This is a genomic window from Pseudarthrobacter sp. NCCP-2145 (assembly GCF_023708005.1).
Classification (GTDB): Bacteria; Actinomycetota; Actinomycetes; order Actinomycetales; family Micrococcaceae; genus Arthrobacter; species Arthrobacter oxydans.
Genome location: NZ_BRCG01000021.1, coordinates 1 through 17,145 on the forward strand (window position 1 = coordinate 1; position 17,145 = coordinate 17,145).

Below are 17,145 nucleotides of genomic sequence, written 5' to 3' on the forward strand. Positions count from 1 at the left end.
CAGGATCAAACTCTCCGTTGAAGTAAAACAGACACAACCCCCAGCCCCGGGAAAACGGGACAAAAAGGCTGCACAAAATTTGAAACCAGCTGTAAAAACCAGACCACCCACAGGGGCGGACGACCCGGTCAATTCAACCAATCACTAAAACAATTGGTATCAACAAACTTGGCACACTATTGAGTTCTCAAACAACAGACACATTCGAATATTTCCGAAACAATTCATTTTCATGAATTCTTATTTTCGTATTTCTTCGCTGCGATGTTTCAATCTTATTTCATTCATTTTCACTTTGCAAATCCGGTTGTTTTCCCGGAATTCACTCGGTGGAATGAATCCGCCCATCATAAAGTGAAGCATTTCTTCGTTCTGCGCTTCCGCACATGGAGAAGTTGCTTCACTTTTTTGGTGGGGGTTTGCCGCTATTTTTCCGCTTCAGCGGCGGCGACTCAGAAAACATTACACGCTCCCCCGCGGCCGTGCAAATCGGCTGCGGAGGAGCGTGCAGGGGGCTCTATGAAGCGGCGGAAGAGCCTAGGGAACCAGGACCTCCACGGTGGCCAGGTTCTTTTTTCCGCGGCGCAGGAGCAGGTACTGCCCATGCAGCAGTTCGGACTCCGGAATGACTGCCTCGGGGTCCGACACCTTCTCGTTGTTGACGTAGGCCCCGCCTTCGCCAACGGTGCGCCTGGCCGCCGACTTGCTGTCGGACAGCCCGGAGGCAACGAGCAGGTCCACAATGCCCATCTCGTCCACCTGCACAGTGGCGAAGGGAAGCTCGGAAGTTGCCGCCTGGAGCGTGGGCTTGTCCAGTGCGGTAAGGTCGCCGTTCCCGAAAAGTGCGGCTGATGCCGCAATGACCTTCTCCGTGGCTTCCACGCCGTGAACGAGGGACGTCACTTCATAGGCAAGCTTCCGCTGTCCTTCACGGGCGAACGGCCGTTCAGCCACAGCAACGGAAAGCTCCTCGATCTCCGCCTTGGTAAGGAAGGTGAAGACCTTGAGCCGGTCCACAACGTCGGCATCCGCCGTGTTGACCCAGAACTGGTAGAAGGCGTAGGGGCTGCACATGCCGGCATCCAGCCAGATGGCGTTGCCCTCGCTCTTCCCAAACTTGGTGCCGTCGGCGTTGGTGATCAACGGGGTCCCGAGGGCGTGGACGCTCTTGCCCTCCACCTTGCGGATCAGTTCCGTACCGCTGGTGAGGTTGCCCCACTGGTCCGAGCCGCCGGTCTGCAGCACGCAGCCATAATCACGGTAGAGCTGGAGGTAATCCATCCCCTGCAGAATCTGGTAGCTGAACTCGGTGTAGCTGATGCCCTCATCCGAGCTCAGCCGTGAAGCCACGGCGTCCTTGCGCAGCATGGTGCCCACACGGAAGTGCTTCCCAACGTCGCGCAGGAAATCGATGGCGCTCAGCGGCGCCGTCCAGTCAAGGTTGTTGACCATCTGCGCTGCGTTGTCGCCCTCGAAGCTGAGGAAACGGCGGACCTGCGCCTGGAGGTAGCCCACCCACTCGGCCACGGTGTCCTTGGTGTTCAGCGTGCGCTCGGCCGTGGGACGGGGGTCCCCGATCATACCGGTTGACCCACCCACCAGTCCGAGGGGCTTGTGGCCCGCCAGCTGCAGCCGCCGCATGACGAGCAGCTGGACCAGGTTACCCAGGTGCAGGCTCGGCGCGGTGGGATCGAACCCGCAATAGTACGTCACCGGTCCGCCGGCGAGGAGTTTTTCAAGCTCCGCCTCGTCGGTGGAGACGTGGACCAGGCCACGCCACTTCAGTTCCTGCCAAATGTTGGCAAAAGTGGGGTCGTTCTGCTGCGATTCGAGGCTGATGAGTTCTGGCACGCCTTCTAAGTTAGCAGTATGCGGCGCGCCTGATCAGCGCTTGATCCCTGCCGGCACCGGTTCCGAAGCAATCAGGCGGAGCCGCTGGGTGGCCCGGGTCATCGCGACGTACAGGTCCCCGACTTTGCCGTGCTCATGGTTGAGCATCATGGACGGCTCAAGCACCACGACGCCGTCGAACTCCAGCCCCTTGGCTTCGCGGGGGCTGATCACCACGATGTCCTGCTCGTAGCTGCCGGCACCCGTGCCCACCCGGCGTCCGTGGGCGGCGCGCAGGGCGGCGGTGGCTTCCGGCAGGAAGTGTCCGTCGGCAATGACGGCGAGCAGGCCGCCGTCGAGCGCGTCCAGTTCCTCCGGCAGGACCTCAACCAGGCGGCTGACCACCTGGCCTGGATCCACCTCGTCGATGACAGGCGACCAGCGTCCTTCACGGACGGCCTTGGGCGCAGACACCACCAGCCCGGCGGCGTTGGCCATCCGGACGGCGGCTTCGGCGATCTGGGACGGCGTGCGGTAGTTCACCGTCAGCTCCTCCAGCTGCCAGCGGTCCCCGAACATGGGTGCGAGTGCGCCCTGCCAGGAGTTGGCCCCGGCCACCGAGCTGGTCTGCGCGATGTCCCCCACGATGGTGAAGGACTTCAGGGGGCAGCGGCGGACCAGCAGGCGCCACTGCATGGGTGAAAGCTCCTGCGCCTCATCCACCACGATGTGGCCGAAGGCCCATGTGCGGTCGCTGGTGGCGCGCTCTGCGGCGGTTTGCCGCGTTTCCTGTTCCTGGTTCTGCTCGGCCAGTTCCTCTGCGGACATCAAGGGATCCACCCCTGCCGCCTGCATGTTCACGAGGGTCTGCTTGGCGTTGGCAAGGTCGCGGGCACGGTCGTGCTCCTGCTGGGCGAGCCCGCGTCCGGCGGCCGGGTCCAGTTCGCCGAGCAGTTCGGCGGCCTCGTCCAGCAGCGGCACATCGGACTCAGTCCAGGGGGCGTCGGCCGGGCGCTGCAGCAGCGCCCGTTCGGCCGGGGACATGGCGGGGGTACAGAATTCCAGTATGGCCGGCTTGCTGAAGAGCTCCGAGATCAGCTTCTCCGGCGTCATGGGCATCCAGCAGAGGTTGAGGGCAATCCGTACATCGCGTGCGGAACGGACGTCCTCCGCCAGGTAGGAACGGTCAGCGTTATTACCGATGTTCCCGGCTTCCACCAGTTCGGTCATCTGTTCAGTGAGTTCGCGCAGCAGGATCTTGACGAACGTCACGCGCGCCTCGTTGTGCGGCTTGCCGGTGGAGCGGGCACGCTCGCGGGCACGGCGCACCTGGCGCGGCGTCAGCACCAGCTTGCGGCCGTCCACCTCCAGGATCCGGTTTTCAGCGGGAATCCGTTGGCGGTTGGCCACGGCGTTGGCCACAACGGTGGCCATGTCCAGGCGGCCTTTGATGGCAGCGACGTCGGCGTCCGGTTCCGGCACGGCGTGGATGCCGGGCATCAGGCGGCCCACACTGGCCATCACCACGCCGGTCTCGCCCAGGGAGGGCAGCACCCTTTCGATGTACTTCATGAACGACGACGACGGGCCCACCAGCAGCACGCCTGCGGTCTTGAGGCGGTCACGGTGGGTATAGAGCAGGTAGGCAGCCCGGTGGAGGGCCACGGCGGTCTTGCCGGTGCCGGGTCCGCCCTGCACCACCAGCGCCCCGGAGATGGATGACCGGATGATGCGGTCCTGTTCGGACTGGATGGTGCTGACGATGTCGGACATCCGGCCGGTGCGCTTGGAGTTCAGGGCGGCGAGCAGGGCTCCTTCGCCCTGCAGCGATTCGTTGTCCGCCAGCATCCCGGCGTCAAGGACGTCATCCTCGATGGCCTTGACCTCACGGCCCTGCAGGATCAGGTGCCGGCGCCGGCGGACGCCCTGCCGGTCGAAGGCCGTGGCCTGGTAGAAGTGGCCGGCCTCGGGCGCGCGCCAGTCCACCATGAGCCGCTGCAGGTCCTCGGTGGTGAGGCCGATGCGTCCAATGTACTGGGCTTCGCCGGAGTCCAGGTCCAGCCGGCCGAAGACCAGCCGGTCGTCCACCGCGTCCAGCTGGGCCAGCCGGTCCTCGTAGAGGGCAGCGAACGCGTCCCGCTCGGAGACGTTCTGCATGGTGCCCACAGCCCCGGCCCGGCGGACCTGCGCCAGCTGGCGGCGCTTTTCCTCGCGCAGCTCTTCCAGCCGTGCGTACAGGCCGGCTACATAGTCGCGTTCGTGGGCCAAATCGGCGTCAAGCATTAACGTTCCCCTATCGCAAAAGACAGACCTACCATTCTACAACCATTTCCGTTAACGCCCGTGAAACGTTGCAGGATCCGGTTTGGCCCCCCTGGGCTTCGCCGCCTTGTACTGGGAGACCGTGGGGTCGCCGGTGATCCAAAAGCGCCATGAGTAGCGGTCCGTTCCACCTGCGCCGGAGACTCCAACCCTTGGCCCGGAGCTCACCGGCCCTGCCGGCCCGGACGGAAGGACCAGCCTGAACGGCGGAGCGAGCGCATCACGGCCGCTGTCCGCCGTCGTCAGGCCCAACGCCTTGGCCAGCCGGGCGGGCCCCCTTGCCAGGTCGGCGGGGCTTTTGGAGGTGGTCCGCCGGTGCCGGGCAAGTTCCACCCCGTCCACGATTTCCCCTGCCCTCAGCAGCAGGGCCGACGCCGTTCCTTCCGGCCCGCACACGATGTTCGTGCAGTGGTGCATCCCGTAGGTGAAGTAGACGTACAGGTGGCCGGCCGGGCCGAACATGGGTGCATTGCGGGGGGTGGGACCGCGGTAGGTGTGTGATCCGGGATCCGGGTGCAGGGAATCCTCGGGCCCCAGGTAGGCCTCCACCTCGGTGAGCCGCACCGACACCGCACCGTCCCTGGAGTCATGGGTCAGGACGGCGCCCAGCAGCAGGGGCGCCAGCTGGCGGGCGTCTCCGGAGAGGAACTCCCGCAGCGGCTGGCCGGCCGTCAGCGGATTTTTGCTCATGGCCAGACTCTATCCAACGCCGGCGCCGCCGCCCCTCCATTGACATGCTGGAGGAGCCACGGCCGTGTCCGATTTCCGCTAGCCGGGGCGTGGGAGGGCTGACAGGATGGAGGAATGGACTTCTGGCAGCGCTACCGGGCGATCGACGCCCGGGACACCCGGTTCGACGGGCAGTTCTACACTGCCGTCCGGACCACGGGCATCTACTGCCGCCCGTCCTGCCCCGCCAGGACCCCGAAGGCCTCCAACGTCACCTTTTATGAAACCTCCGCAGCAGCGCACGACGCCGGCTACCGGGCCTGCAAGCGCTGCCTTCCCGAGGCGGTTCCCGGCACACCCGCCTGGAACCTTCGCCAGGATATTGCCGGGCGCGCCATGCGGCTGATCAGTGACGGCGTGGTCACCAGGGACGGCGTCGATGGCCTTGCCGCCCGCCTGGGCTATTCCTCCCGCCAGCTCAACCGCATCCTCAGCCAGGAGCTCGGGGCGGGCCCCCTCTCGCTTGCACGGGCCGGCCGCGCGCAGACTGCCCGTACCCTGCTGGTCTCCACCTCCATGAAGCTCGCCGACGTCGCCTTTGCGGCCGGGTTCAGCAGCGTCCGCCAGTTCAACGAAACCATGGCGGAAGTTTTTGGCATGACCCCCACGGCGCTTCGCACCGCAAGGCATCCCAAGGCCCCCGCCGGCTCCACCGCCCTCACCCTCAACCTCCCCTACCGGGAACCTTTCGACCCCGGCGTCTTCACCTTCCTGGCTGTCCGCGCCATCCCCGGGATCGAAGCGGGAACGCCCGTGTCCTACGCCCGAACGCTGCGGCTGCCCCAGGGTGATGCGAGGTTCCGGGTGGATTACGACGCCGGCGCTCCGGGCCGGCCGCTGACCCTCACCATCGGCGCGGTGGACCTTAGGGACCTGCCGGCCCTGTTGAGCAGGGTACGGCGCCTCTTTGACCTCGATGCGGATCCAGTGGCGATCGACAGTGCGCTGGCAGGGGAAGCCAGGCTCGCTGCCGCGGTGGCGGGCACTCCGGGGATCAGGATGCCCGGTGCCCTGGATCCGGCGGAAATGCTGGTCCGGGCCATGGCCGGGCAGCAGATCACCGTTGCAGCTGCGCGGACCGCCCTCACCCGGCTGGCCGCCGTCGGACGGGCAAGCCAAAGCCCCGGCGAGGGCCTGGACCGGATGTTTCCCACCCCGGCCGAAATCGCCGGCGGCGGCTCCGCGGTCCTGCGTGGACCGCAGCGGCGGACCGCCGCCCTCCTTGCGGCAGCTGCCGCCATGGCGGACGGCGGACTCGATTTTGGCTATGGCGACAGCCCGGAAAGCCTGGCCGCCAAACTGCTGCCGCTGCCCGGCGTGGGACCATGGACCACGGGATACCTTGCCATGCGCATCCTCGGCGCCCCGGATATTTTCCTCGCCAACGACGCAGCCGTACGGAACGGGATCCGTGTCCTCGGGGAGGGAACCGCGGCCTCCACTCCGGACTTCAGGGAAGCCAGCCCCTGGCGCTCATACGCCACCATGCACCTGTGGCGGGCAGCAGCCCGGCCTGCGACCGGTACCCCCAGGCGCACAGCAGCACACTCAGACCACGGCACCAGACCAGCAGAGGAAGCGAACCGATGAAGGCCCAGCTGCTTCAGATGACCACCCCGGACGGTCCGTTCACCATCCTGGCCCAGGACGGCGTCGTGCTCTCCAGCGGATGGACAGACAACCCTGGTGAGCTGACCGGGCAGATCCATCCGTCCCTCCGGCCCGGCGTGCTCGAACCGGTCACCGGGCTGGGGGACATCTCGTCCGCCGTCGAAGCCTTCTATGCCGGTGACCCGGTGCCGGCGATGAACGTTCCCGTGCGGCAGGTGTCGGGACCTTTCCGGGTCCACGCCTGGGACGTCCTGCGGCTGGTGCAGCCGGGTCAGCCCGTCACGTACGCCCGGTACGCGGAGCTCGCCGGCAACCCCAGGGCCGTGCGGGCAGCCGCCAGCGCCTGCGCCTTCAACGCTGCCGCGCTGTTCGTGCCCTGCCACCGGGTGATCCGCACGGACGGCACGCTGGGCGGTTTCCGCTGGGGGCTTCCCGTCAAGCGGAGCCTGCTGGCGCGCGAAGCCGGTTAGCCCTTCGGTCAGCCCTGTGTGGCGGCGGGGGTTCCGGACGGCCACGGCAGCAGCCCGGGCAAATCCACGCCGTCGGCCGCGGCGGACGCCCTGAGGCTGCCAAGCGTCGGCTCGCGGCCGGCAAGCCAGGCTGCGATGTCGGTGATCATGCCGCTGATGACGGTGGACCGGGCGCCGCTGCCGATGGCCAGCGGCTGGAGCCCCAGTGGCTGCAGCACGAGCCTGTCGTCTGGCTGGACCCTGGCCGCCAGGAAATCGAAAAGGTGCTCGCAGAACGGCCGGCTCCAGGTTTCCGGGCCCCTTCCCGCCAGCAGGTCCGACGTGTGGATGACCAGTTCCCGCCACAGCGCCAGTCCGCCGTCCAGGACCACGCCCCCGCGATACGTGATGGGCGCGTACCAGCCGGTCCGGTTCGCGGCTGAATCCTTGACGCCGGGCAGGGCGTCGAAGGCCCTAAGTGCCCGGTCCAGCGCGGCGGTGAGGTCCGCGCGGTGGGTGGCGGCGTCGTGGCCCGCTGCCATGTCGATTGCTTTGTTCCGGCCTTCCATGCCGCCGTCGTAAAGCTCCACGGCCTCTCCGCGCGCAGCGTACTCAAGCTGCCGGGCCATGGCGTTGGAGATGCCTGTGAGGTGGGCCAGCACGTGCCCCCTCGTCCAGCCGGGCAGGGCGGAGGGCGCCTGCACCTCGGAGTCGCTGAACTTTGCAGCGTCGGCTGCCACGTCGGCTGCGGCCTTGTGGAGCGCCGGAAGCAGTTCGTCGGGTGCGGGAGCTGTCATGGCGACAGCCTAACCCAGGGGCGATCCGTCGGGGGCCACACGGTGCCGAACATGGTTGCCGTCGTGGCTGGCCTGCCAGAACTCGATCTCGGCGGGCCGGAGGGCGTAGAGCTGCCAGTGCGGGTTGGTGCTGCCGTCGGCACGGGGCCGCTCCGCCCAGTCCCGCGCGGATGCCTCGGCGGACAGTTCGACGACGGCACCGGCCACGCGGACCTGCCGGCCCTGGGACGGCCAGTAGAAGGTCATGGCGGCATGCGGGTTGGCGTTCAGTTCCCTGCCCTTGCGTGAGGTGCGGGACGTGGCGAAGTGCCAGCCGTCGTCGTCGATGTTCTTCAGGATCAGCATCCTGGACGACGGTTTGCCGTCTCCACCCGCAGTGGCCAGGCTGCACGCATGCGGCTGCCGCTCCCCCGCTGCCAGCGCCTCCCCCAGCCAGTGCCTGAACAGCTCGGCAGGATCCGTGGGGGCGCTCTCCGGGTCAAAGCCCGGCAGCGTGTCCGGGAAATCGGGAAGCGCGCGGAGTTGCCTGCGGAACGGTTCGCTCATGGCACCATGCTAGCGGGCAGCGTCCGGCGCCTAAGGCCCAACGCTCTCTCACTTGATGCGTGAAAATCGGTAACGCTCTCTCACTTTCTTGAAGAAAGTGAGAGAGCGTCGGCCAAAAACCGACATTAAGTGAGAGAGCGTCTGACGGTTAGTGCGCGTACTCCCGGACGCCGGCGAGTTCGGCTTCCAGCGCAACCAGCTGGCGTTCGACGGCGGCGGGCGCAGTTCCGCCCTGGGAGTTGCGGCTGTTCAGCGAGCCCTCCGTGGACAGGACCGTGCGGACCTCCGGCGTCAGGTGCTCCGAGATGGCCGCGTATTCCCCGTCCGTCAGATCCCACAGCTCCACGCCGCGGGATTCGGCCTGCTTCACGGCCGCGCCGGACAGCTCGTGCGCTTCCCGGAACGGAACACCCTGGCGGACGAGCCACTCAGCAATGTCAGTGGCCAGCGCGAAGCCCTGCGGTGCCAGCGACTCCATCCGTTCCGTGTTGAACTTCAGGGTGGCGATCATGCCGGAGACCGCCGGAAGCAGGAGCTCCAGGGTGTCTGCAGCGTCGAACACCGGCTCCTTGTCCTCCTGCAGGTCGCGGTTGTACGCCAAGGGAAGGCCCTTGAGCGTGGCCAGCAGCCCGGTCAGGTTGCCGATGAGCCGGCCTGCCTTGCCACGGGCCAGTTCCGCCACATCCGGGTTCTTCTTCTGCGGCATGATGGACGAACCCGTGGAGTAGGAGTCGTGCAGCGTGACGAAGGAGAACTCCTTGGTGGCCCAGAGGATGACTTCCTCCGACACCCGCGAGAGGTCCACGCCGATCATGGAACACACCCAGGCGAACTCGGCGAAGACGTCGCGCGAGGCCGTGCCGTCGATCGAGTTGTGCGAGGCGGAGAAGAAGCCCAGGTCCGCGGCCACCGCCTCCGGGTCCAGCCCCAGCGAGGAGCCGGCCAGGGCGCCCGAACCGTAGGGCGAGACGCCGGCGCGCTTGTCCCAGTCCTGGAGCCGCTGCACGTCGCGCAGCAGCGCCCAGGCGTGGGCCAGCAGGTGGTGGCTGAGCAGCACCGGCTGGGCGTGCTGCAGGTGGGTGCGGCCGGGCATGGCAACACCGTGGTGCGCCTTGGCCTGCTCCACCAGCGCATCCACCGTGGCCAGCACGCCGCGGGCGATGATCCGGGCGTGGTCCCGCAGGAACATGCGGCCCAGCGTGGCCACCTGGTCGTTGCGGGACCGGCCGGCGCGGAGCTTGCCGCCCAGCTGGGTTCCGGCGCGCTCGATCAGGCCCCGTTCCAGCGAGCCGTGCACGTCCTCGTCGGACTCCGCCGGCACATAGGCGCCGGAGGCCACGTCCTCATCCAGTTGCGTGAGGGCGGCCAGCATGCCTTCCAGTTCGGCGTCATCCAGCAGGCCGGCCTTGTGCAGCACGCGGGCGTGCGCCTTGGATCCGGCAATGTCGTAGCGGGCGAGCCGCCAGTCAAAGTGGGTGGACTTGCTCAGCGCCGCCAGTGCATCCGCGGGGCCGCCGGCAAACCGGCCGCCCCACAGTGCACCTTCGTTTGTTGCCGAGGCCATTACTGTCCTGCGACGCGGATGTCGCGGCCGGACGCAACCTTGGCGGACATGCCCCACAGCTCGATGAAGCCGCGCGCCATGGACTGGTCGAAGGTGTCACCGGTGTCGTAGGTGGCGAGGTTGAAGTCGTAGAGCGAGGTGTCGGACCGGCGGCCGTTGACGATGGCCTGGCCACCATGCAGGGTCATGCGGATATCGCCCGAGACGTACTTCTGGGTGTCCTCGATGAACGCGTCCAGGGAGCGCTTCAGCGGGGAGAACCACTGGCCGTCGTACACCAGCTCGGACCAGCGCTGGCCAACCGTGGCCTTGAAGCGGGCCTGCTCGCGCTCCACGGTGATGTCCTCAAGGTGCTTGTGGGCCGTGATGAGGGCCATGGCGCCGGGGGCCTCGTAGATCTCGCGGGACTTGATGCCCACCAGGCGGTCCTCGACGACGTCGATGCGGCCCACGCCCTGGGCGCCGGCACGGCGGTTGAGTTCCTTGATGGCCTGCAGGGGGGTGACCTTGACGCCGTCGATCGCCACCGGGATGCCGGCTTCGAAGGAAATGACGACCTCGTCCGGTGCCGGGGGGAACTCCGGGGTGGCGGTGTAGTCGTAGATGTCCTTGGTGGGGGCGTTCCAGATGTCCTCGAGGTAGCCGGTTTCCACGGCGCGGCCCCAGACATTCTGGTCAATGGAGTACGGGTTCTTCTTGGTGGTCTCGATCGGCAGGCCCTTCTCCTCGGCAAAGGCAATGGCCTTGTCGCGGGTGAGCGCCAGGTCGCGGACCGGGGCGATGCACTTCAGGTCCGGGCCGAGGGTCTGGATGCCCACTTCGAAGCGGACCTGGTCGTTGCCCTTGCCGGTGCAGCCGTGGGCCACGGTGGTGGCGCCGAATTCGCGGGCAGCCTTGACCAGGTGCTTGACGATGACCGGGCGGGAGATGGCGGACACCAGCGGGTAGTGGCCCTGGTAGAGGCCGTTGGCCTTCAGCGTGGGCATGCAGTATTCGTTGGCGAACTCGTCAGAGGCGTCGGCCACGTAGGCTTCGACGGCGCCGCAGCCGAGGGCACGCTGGCGGATGGTTTCCAGGGACTCGCCGCCCTGCCCGACGTCAACCGCCACGGCGATGACCTCGGCGCCGGTGGCTTCACCGATCCAGCCGATGGCTACTGAGGTGTCCAGGCCGCCCGAGTAGGCGAGCACAATGCGTTCAGTCACTTCGAATGCTCCTTGTGATTGGGGTTTGTTGATGTTGTCTTCAAGCTTATTGCCCGGCTTCTTCAGCCAGCTGCAGGAACCTGGCGGCGAGGTCCTGGCCGCCCTGCGGGTCCCGGGCCACCAGCAGCACGGTGTCGTCCCCGGCAATGGTGCCCAGGATGGACGGCATCACCGAGTGGTCGATGGCCAGTGCCAGGAAGTTCGCGGCCCCCGGCGGGGTGCGGAGCACGGCGATATTGGCCGAGGCCTCCGCGGTGACCAGCAGTTCGCTGCACAGCCGGGCCAGCCGGGCGTCCAGGATCTCCTGGCTCACGCCGCTCCGGGCAGCCCGTTCGCCGCCTTCGCCGGGTACGGCGTACACCAGCACGCCCTCCTTGCCGCGGACCCGGACCGCACCGAGTTCCACGAGGTCCCGCGACAGCGTTGCCTGGGTGACCTGCACGCCGTCGTCCGCCAGCAGTGCTGCCAGCTCCGCCTGGGAACGCACGGACTCCCCCGTCAGGATGGCGGTGATGCGCGCCTGGCGGGCTGTCTTGGTCGCAGGGCTGGAGCCCGGCGACGCCGGTTGGGCGGACACTAGAACGTGCTCTCCCCTGTGCCTTCAACGGGTGCGAGTCCGTCGACGAAGGCCAGGCCCGACCGGTGCATCAGCCAGGCCATCAGGGCCTTCTGTGCGTGCAGCCGGTTTTCGGCCTCGTCCCAGACGATGGACTGCGGTCCGTCGATGACGCCGGCAGAGATTTCGTAGCCGCGGTAGGCGGGCAGGCAGTGAAGTACGACGGCGTCTTCCGCAGCCTGTGCCATGGCGGCCTCGTCCACGGCGTACTCCCGGAACAGCTGCATCCGGGCTTCCTTTTCCGCTTCCTGCCCCATGGACACCCACGTGTCCGTGGCAACGACGTCGGCGCCTTTCAAGGCCTCCGCCGCGTCAGTGGTGATGAGCACCGAGCCGCCCGTCTCCGCAGCGCGTTCCTCTGCTGCGGCCACGATGTCTGCTGCCGGCAGGTAGCCCTCCGGCCCGGCGATCCGCACGTGCATCCCGGCCGTGACTCCGGCCAGCAGGTAGGAGTTGGCCATGTTGTTGGCGGCGTCCCCCAGGTAGCTCATGGTGAGGCCCTTGAGTTCGCCCTTGTGCTCTTTCACGGCCAGCAGGTCCGCCAGCAGCTGGCAGGGGTGGTAATCGTCGCACAGGGCGTTGATCACCGGAACCCTTGAGTTCTCCGCCATGGCCACCAAACCGGCGTGGGCGCCGGTCCGCCAGACGATGGTGGACACCATCCGCTCCAGGACCCTGGCGGTGTCCTCCACGGATTCCTTGTGCCCGATCTGTGCCTCTCCAGGGTTGATGATCAGGGCGTTGCCGCCCAGGTCCGCGATCCCTGTGGCGAACGAGACCCTGGTCCGGGTGGAGGTTTTGTCGAAGATCACGGCCACCGTCTTGCGGCCGCTGCCCTCGGCGGCGTACGGCTGGACGCTGTAGGGCGCCGCCTTCATCCGGGCTGCGAGGCCGAGGACCTCGGCCTGTTCGGCGGGGCTGAGGTCCGTGTCCTTGAGGAAGTGCCGGGTAGCGCTGGCTGCTGGTGTCACTGGGCGTCCTTAGCTGCTTGGAGGATTGCCGGGAAGGCGGCGAGGAAGGTGTCTGCCTGCGCCGTGGTCAGGACAAGCGGCGGCGCAAGGCGAATGGTGCGGGGGCCGGGACTGTTGACGATGAACCCGGCGTCAAGGCCGGCCTGCACCACGGCCGGGGCGACGTCCGCGTCCAGGTCGAAGCCGATGAGGAGGCCTTCGCCGCGGACTTCGGTGACGCCCGGCAGGCGTGACAGCCCGGCCCGCAGGTGCCCACCCACGGCTGCGGCGTTGGCCAGCACGTGCTGGCTTTCGATGGCGTGGAGGGTGGCGAGGGCGGCCGCCGTCGCCACCGGGTTCCCGCCGAACGTGGTGCCGTGCTGGCCCGCAGCCAACAACGACGACGTCTCCGGACCGTAGGTGATCAGGGCACCGATCGGGAAGCCGCCGCCCAGGCCCTTGGCCAGGGTAACGGCGTCCGGCATGATCCCTGCATCCTCGCTGGCAAGCCACTTCCCGGTACGGCCGATGCCGGTCTGCACCTCGTCGAGGATCAGCAGTGCTCCCACCCTGGCAGTCAGTTCGCGGGCGGCCCGAAGGTATCCGGACGGCAGGGGGCGCACGCCCGCCTCGCCCTGGATGGGCTCCAGGAAGACGGCGGCCACGGTCTCGTCAACGGCGTCCTTCAGCGCCTCCACGTCACCGAACGGGATGTGCACGACGCCGGCTGGCAGCGGCTCGAACGGCTCGCGGTAGGCCTCTTTGGCGGTCAGCGCAAGGGCGCCCATGGTCCGGCCGTGGAAGGCCCCTTCCAAGGCGATGATCTTGGTCCGCTTGGCACCGCTGCCGCCCGTATTGCGGCGGGCCAACTTGAAGGCGGCCTCGTTGGCCTCGGTGCCGGAGTTGGTGAAAAACACCTTGGAACCGGCAGGGGCGTCGGTGAGGGCCAGGAGCTTTTCGGCCAGCGCGATCTGCGTGGGGCTGGTGAAGAAGTTGGAGACATGGCCGAGGGTGGCCAGCTGGCTGGAGATCACCGACGTGACGAACGGGTTGGCATGGCCCAGCGCGTTGACGGCGATGCCTCCGAGCAGGTCCAGGTATTCCTTGCCGTCGGCGTCCCACACCAGGCAGCCGGCGCCGCGGACCAGGACGCGCTGCGGGGTGCCGAAGACGCCCATGAGGGAGCTGGAGTAGCGGGCAAGCCACTCTGAGCCGCTGCCGCTGCCGGTCATCACGGAGGCTTTGGCGTCCCGGTCGCTGACCGGACTCACGTCAACAGTTTCGTTCATGCGTTCGTCTCCTCGTCGGGGACCACCTGCGTGCCGATGCCCGCGGTGGTGAAGGTTTCCAGCAGCATGGAGTGGGCCAGGCGTCCGTCCACGATGTGCGCACGCTCCACGCCGCCGTCGATCGCCTTGAGGCAAGCCTCCATCTTGGGGATCATGCCGGATTCCAGCGAGGGCAGGAGCTCCCGCAGGTCCGATGCTTTCAGGGAGGAGATCAGCGAGCTCTTGTCCGGCCAGTTGGCATACAGGCCTTCGACGTCGGTGAGGATCACCAGTTTGGAGGCACCGAGGGCTTCGGCCAGGGCTGCCGCTGCGGTGTCCGCATTGACGTTGAGCACCTGTCCCGTGGTCTGGACGCTGCCGTCTGCTGCGAACCCCTCGACGTCGATCTCCGGGGCCACCGTGGAGATCACGGGGATGCGGCCGGCGGCGAGGATGTCCAGGATGCCTTCCGGGTTTACGCCCACCACTTCACCCACGAGCCCCAGGTCCACTTCCTCGCCGTCGATGACGGTGCCAGTGCGCACGGCGCGCAGCAGTCCGCCGTCTTCACCGGACATGCCCACGGCGTAGGGGCCGTGGGAGTTGATCAGGCCCACGAGTTCGCGGCCCACCTGGCCGGTGAGGACCATGCGGACCACGTCCATGGCTTCCGGAGTGGTGACCCGCAGGCCGCCCTTGAACTCGGACTCGATGCCCAGCCGGGCCAGCATGGAGTTGATCTGGGGCCCGCCCCCGTGCACCACCACAGGGTGGATGCCCACGTGGTGCAGGAACACGACGTCTTCGGCGAAGGCACGGCGCAGCTCGTCGTTGACCATGGCGTTGCCGCCATACTTGATCACCATGGTGGTGCCGGCAAAGCGCTGGATCCAGGGCAGCGCCTCGATCAGGGTGCCGGCCTTGCTTTGGGCGTCGAGCGTGGACGTGGTTTCGCGGGTGCGGGTGTTCATCAGGCAGTTTCTCCAAGGTTGCCGGGCGCCGGAAGGGGCCGGCTCAGGTGGTGCGTCAGCTTGAGTAGGCGCTGTTCTCGTGCACGTAGTCGTGGGTCAGGTCGTTCGTCCAGATGGTAGCCTCGGCGTCGCCGGCCTGGAGGTCGATTTCCACGAGGACCTCGCGCGGTTCCAGGTCCACCAGGCCGCGGTCGTCGCCAATGCTGCCGTTGCGGCAGATCTGGACACCGTTCATGGCCACGTTGAGCTGGTCGGGTTCGAAGACGGCGTCAGTGGTGCCGACGGCCGACAGTACCCGTCCCCAGTTGGGGTCCTTGCCGAAAATGGCGGCCTTGAAGAGGTTGGAGCGGGCCACGGAACGGCTGACGGTTTCGGCGTCCGCTTCGCTGGCAGCGTTGAAGGTGCGGATGGCGATGTCGTGGCTGGCACCCTCGGCGTCGGCGATGAGCTTCCGCGCGAGTTCGGCGCAGACCTGGGTCAGGCCGGCACCGAAGGCCTCTGCCGACGGCACGGCGCCGGAGGCACCTGAGGACAGCAGGACCACGGTGTCGTTGGTGGACATGCAGCCGTCCGAGTCTGCCCGGTCGAACGTGACCCGGGTGGCGTCGCGGAGGACGACGTCGAGCAGTTCCGCGTCCACGGCCGCATCAGTGGTGAGGACCACCAGCATGGTGGCCAGGCCCGGAGCCAGCATGCCCGCACCCTTGGCGATCCCGCCGATGGCGAATTCCTCGCCGTCCGCATCGGTGCCGATAAACAGCGCCGCCTTGGGAACGGAGTCGGTGGTCATGATGGCGGTCGCTGCCTCGGGGCCGCCATCGGCGCTCAGCGCGGCAGCAGCAGCCTCCACGCCGGGAAGGATTTTGTCCATGGGCAGCTGCTCGCCGATCAGGCCGGTGGAACACACGAACACGTCCGTGGCGGAAATGTCCAGGACCTTGGCCACCTTTTCGGCGGTGCTGTGCGTGTTCTGGAAGCCGGCCGGCCCGGTGCAGGCGTTCGCTCCGCCGGAGTTGAGAACCACCGCGTCCACGCGGCCGTCCGAGACCACCTGGCGGGACCAGTGCACGGGCGCTGCGGCGACGCGGTTGCTGGTGAAGACGGCAGCGGCGGCCTTGGACGGGCCGTCATTCACCACCAGGGCAAGGTCCGGTTTGCCGGAGGCCTTGAGTCCGGCGGTGACGCCGGCGGCCCGGAATCCACGGGGGGCGGTAACGGTCACGGGGCAACTCCCTGCAGGTCAAGGCCGGCGGTTTCCGCGAGGCCGAGGGCAATGTTCATGGACTGGACGGCGCCGCCGGCGGTCCCTTTGGTGAGGTTGTCGATGGCGCAGGTGACGATCACCCGGCCGGTGTGGGAATCGAATGCCAGTTGCATGGCGGCATGGTTCGACCCCTGCACGGACTTCGTGGCGGGCCACTGGCCTTCCGGGAGGACGTGCACGAACGGTTCGTCGTCATAGGCATCGGTCCAGGCCTGGCGGAGCTGCTCCCCCGTGGTGCCGGCTTTGACCTTCGCCGTCGCCGTCGTGAGGATGCCCCGGCTCATGGGCGCCAGGGTGGGCGTGAAGGACACGGTGACCTGTTCGCCCGCGGCGTTGGACAGGCCCTGTTCGATCTCGGGGGTGTGGCGGTGTCCGCCGCCAACGCCATAAGGGCTCATGGAACCCATGACCTCTGAACCGATGAGGTTCACTTTGGCGGCCTTGCCTGCACCCGAGGTGCCGGAGGCAGAAACGATAACGACGTCGTCGGGCTGGAGAAGCCCGGCGGCGAAGCCGGGCGCAAGGGCCAGCAGGGCCGACGTCGGGTAGCAGCCGGGCACGGCGATGCGGTTGGCGCCCTTGAGCGCTTCGCGCTGGCCCGGGAGCTCCGGCAGGCCATAGGGCCAGGTGCCGGCGTGGGCGGAACCGTAGAACTTTTCCCACGCCGCCGGGTCCTCCAGCCGGTGGTCTGCACCGGCGTCGATGACGACGGTCCCCGCCGGCAGCTGGGCTGCTATCTCCGCGGAGGCGCCGTGCGGCAGGGCCAGGAAGACGACGTCGTGGCCGGACAGGTTCTCCACCGAGGTGTCCTCGAGGATGCGGCTTGCGAGCCCGTGCAGGTGGGGCTGCAGTTCGCCGAGCCGGGATCCGGCATTGCTGTGGGCTGTGATGGCTCCAATGGTGACGCCAGGATGCCCGGCCAAGAGGCGCAGGACCTCTCCCCCGGCGTATCCGCTGGCGCCGGACACTGCAACAGAAATAGTCATGACCACCACCATACAGCAAAAGTATTCACTGATACCG

Annotated in this window: 15 protein-coding genes; 2 read left to right on the forward strand and 13 right to left on the reverse strand. The window is 67.5% G+C overall.

All coding sequences use genetic code 11. The features are described 5' to 3' along the window. Nucleotides 1-537: 537 nt before the first annotated feature. Genes tyrS through NFU08_RS16500 form a run of 3 tightly spaced genes read right to left on the reverse strand, consistent with a single transcriptional unit; the run spans nucleotide 538 to nucleotide 4,842 of the window. Nucleotides 538-1,851 (reverse strand): tyrosine--tRNA ligase, encoded by a 1,314-nt coding sequence (tyrS, locus tag NFU08_RS16490; protein WP_251424709.1) that lies wholly within the window; start codon nucleotides 1,849-1,851, stop codon nucleotides 538-540. Nucleotides 1,852-1,884: 33 nt separating this feature from the next. Then, on the reverse strand, nucleotides 1,885-4,113 hold the full coding sequence (locus tag NFU08_RS16495) for an AAA family ATPase (RefSeq protein ID WP_174180313.1): 2,229 nt from the start codon (nucleotides 4,111-4,113) through the stop codon (nucleotides 1,885-1,887). 51 nt (nucleotides 4,114-4,164) lie between these two features. Then, the gene (locus NFU08_RS16500; protein ID WP_251424711.1) at nucleotides 4,165-4,842 is read right to left on the reverse strand and encodes a DNA-3-methyladenine glycosylase; all 678 of its coding nucleotides are present in this window, start codon (nucleotides 4,840-4,842) and stop codon (nucleotides 4,165-4,167) included. A 114-nt stretch (nucleotides 4,843-4,956) separates the two neighbouring features. Here NFU08_RS16500 and NFU08_RS16505 point away from each other — a divergent pair, with 114 nt between their 5' ends. Both NFU08_RS16505 and NFU08_RS16510 read left to right on the forward strand, forming a co-directional pair. Further along, a complete protein-coding gene (locus tag NFU08_RS16505; protein ID WP_174180315.1) occupies nucleotides 4,957-6,471 on the forward strand; it encodes a DNA-3-methyladenine glycosylase 2 family protein in 1,515 nt (504 codons plus the stop codon). Then, the gene (locus NFU08_RS16510; RefSeq protein WP_251424712.1) at nucleotides 6,468-6,962 is read left to right on the forward strand and encodes a methylated-DNA--[protein]-cysteine S-methyltransferase; all 495 of its coding nucleotides are present in this window, start codon (nucleotides 6,468-6,470) and stop codon (nucleotides 6,960-6,962) included. Before NFU08_RS16505 ends, NFU08_RS16510 begins: the two co-directional genes overlap by 4 nt. Before the next feature lie 8 nt (nucleotides 6,963-6,970). Here the strand turns inward: NFU08_RS16510 and NFU08_RS16515 are convergent, their stop codons facing one another. The 10 genes from NFU08_RS16515 to argC form a co-directional block, all read right to left on the reverse strand. Next, nucleotides 6,971-7,738 (reverse strand): maleylpyruvate isomerase family mycothiol-dependent enzyme, encoded by a 768-nt coding sequence (locus NFU08_RS16515; RefSeq protein WP_251424714.1) that lies wholly within the window; start codon nucleotides 7,736-7,738, stop codon nucleotides 6,971-6,973. A gap of 9 nt (nucleotides 7,739-7,747) precedes the next feature. Then, nucleotides 7,748-8,284, reverse strand: coding sequence for a pyridoxal 5'-phosphate synthase (locus tag NFU08_RS16520; protein ID WP_251424716.1), 537 nt, complete (start codon nucleotides 8,282-8,284; stop codon nucleotides 7,748-7,750). A 148-nt stretch (nucleotides 8,285-8,432) separates the two neighbouring features. Continuing rightward, a complete protein-coding gene (gene argH / locus NFU08_RS16525) occupies nucleotides 8,433-9,848 on the reverse strand; it encodes an argininosuccinate lyase (protein WP_251424718.1) in 1,416 nt (471 codons plus the stop codon). After that, nucleotides 9,848-11,053, reverse strand: a complete 1,206-nt coding sequence (locus NFU08_RS16530; protein ID WP_174180325.1) for an argininosuccinate synthase — start codon at nucleotides 11,051-11,053, stop codon at nucleotides 9,848-9,850. The genes argH and NFU08_RS16530 overlap by 1 nt, the downstream gene beginning before the upstream one ends. A gap of 46 nt (nucleotides 11,054-11,099) precedes the next feature. Further along, nucleotides 11,100-11,630 carry an arginine repressor gene (locus NFU08_RS16535; RefSeq protein ID WP_174180327.1) on the reverse strand — a complete coding sequence of 177 codons (531 nt, stop codon included), beginning with the start codon at nucleotides 11,628-11,630 and terminating at the stop codon, nucleotides 11,100-11,102. Next, on the reverse strand, nucleotides 11,630-12,640 hold the full coding sequence (gene argF, locus NFU08_RS16540; RefSeq protein WP_251424720.1) for an ornithine carbamoyltransferase: 1,011 nt from the start codon (nucleotides 12,638-12,640) through the stop codon (nucleotides 11,630-11,632). The genes NFU08_RS16535 and argF overlap by 1 nt, the downstream gene beginning before the upstream one ends. After that, a complete protein-coding gene (locus NFU08_RS16545; protein WP_251424779.1) occupies nucleotides 12,637-13,851 on the reverse strand; it encodes an acetylornithine transaminase in 1,215 nt (404 codons plus the stop codon). Before NFU08_RS16545 ends, argF begins: the two co-directional genes overlap by 4 nt. A 53-nt stretch (nucleotides 13,852-13,904) precedes the next feature. Continuing rightward, nucleotides 13,905-14,858, reverse strand: a complete 954-nt coding sequence (gene argB, locus NFU08_RS16550; protein ID WP_174180333.1) for an acetylglutamate kinase — start codon at nucleotides 14,856-14,858, stop codon at nucleotides 13,905-13,907. Between the two features lie 55 nt (nucleotides 14,859-14,913). Beyond that, nucleotides 14,914-16,080: a bifunctional glutamate N-acetyltransferase/amino-acid acetyltransferase ArgJ gene (argJ, locus tag NFU08_RS16555; protein ID WP_188732043.1), complete on the reverse strand. Its 1,167-nt coding sequence runs from the start codon at nucleotides 16,078-16,080 to the stop codon at nucleotides 14,914-14,916. Further along, complete coding sequence (gene argC / locus NFU08_RS16560) at nucleotides 16,077-17,108, reverse strand: N-acetyl-gamma-glutamyl-phosphate reductase (protein WP_174180337.1); 1,032 nt, start codon at nucleotides 17,106-17,108, stop codon at nucleotides 16,077-16,079. The genes argJ and argC overlap by 4 nt, the downstream gene beginning before the upstream one ends. Between the last annotated feature and the right edge of the window lie 37 nt (nucleotides 17,109-17,145).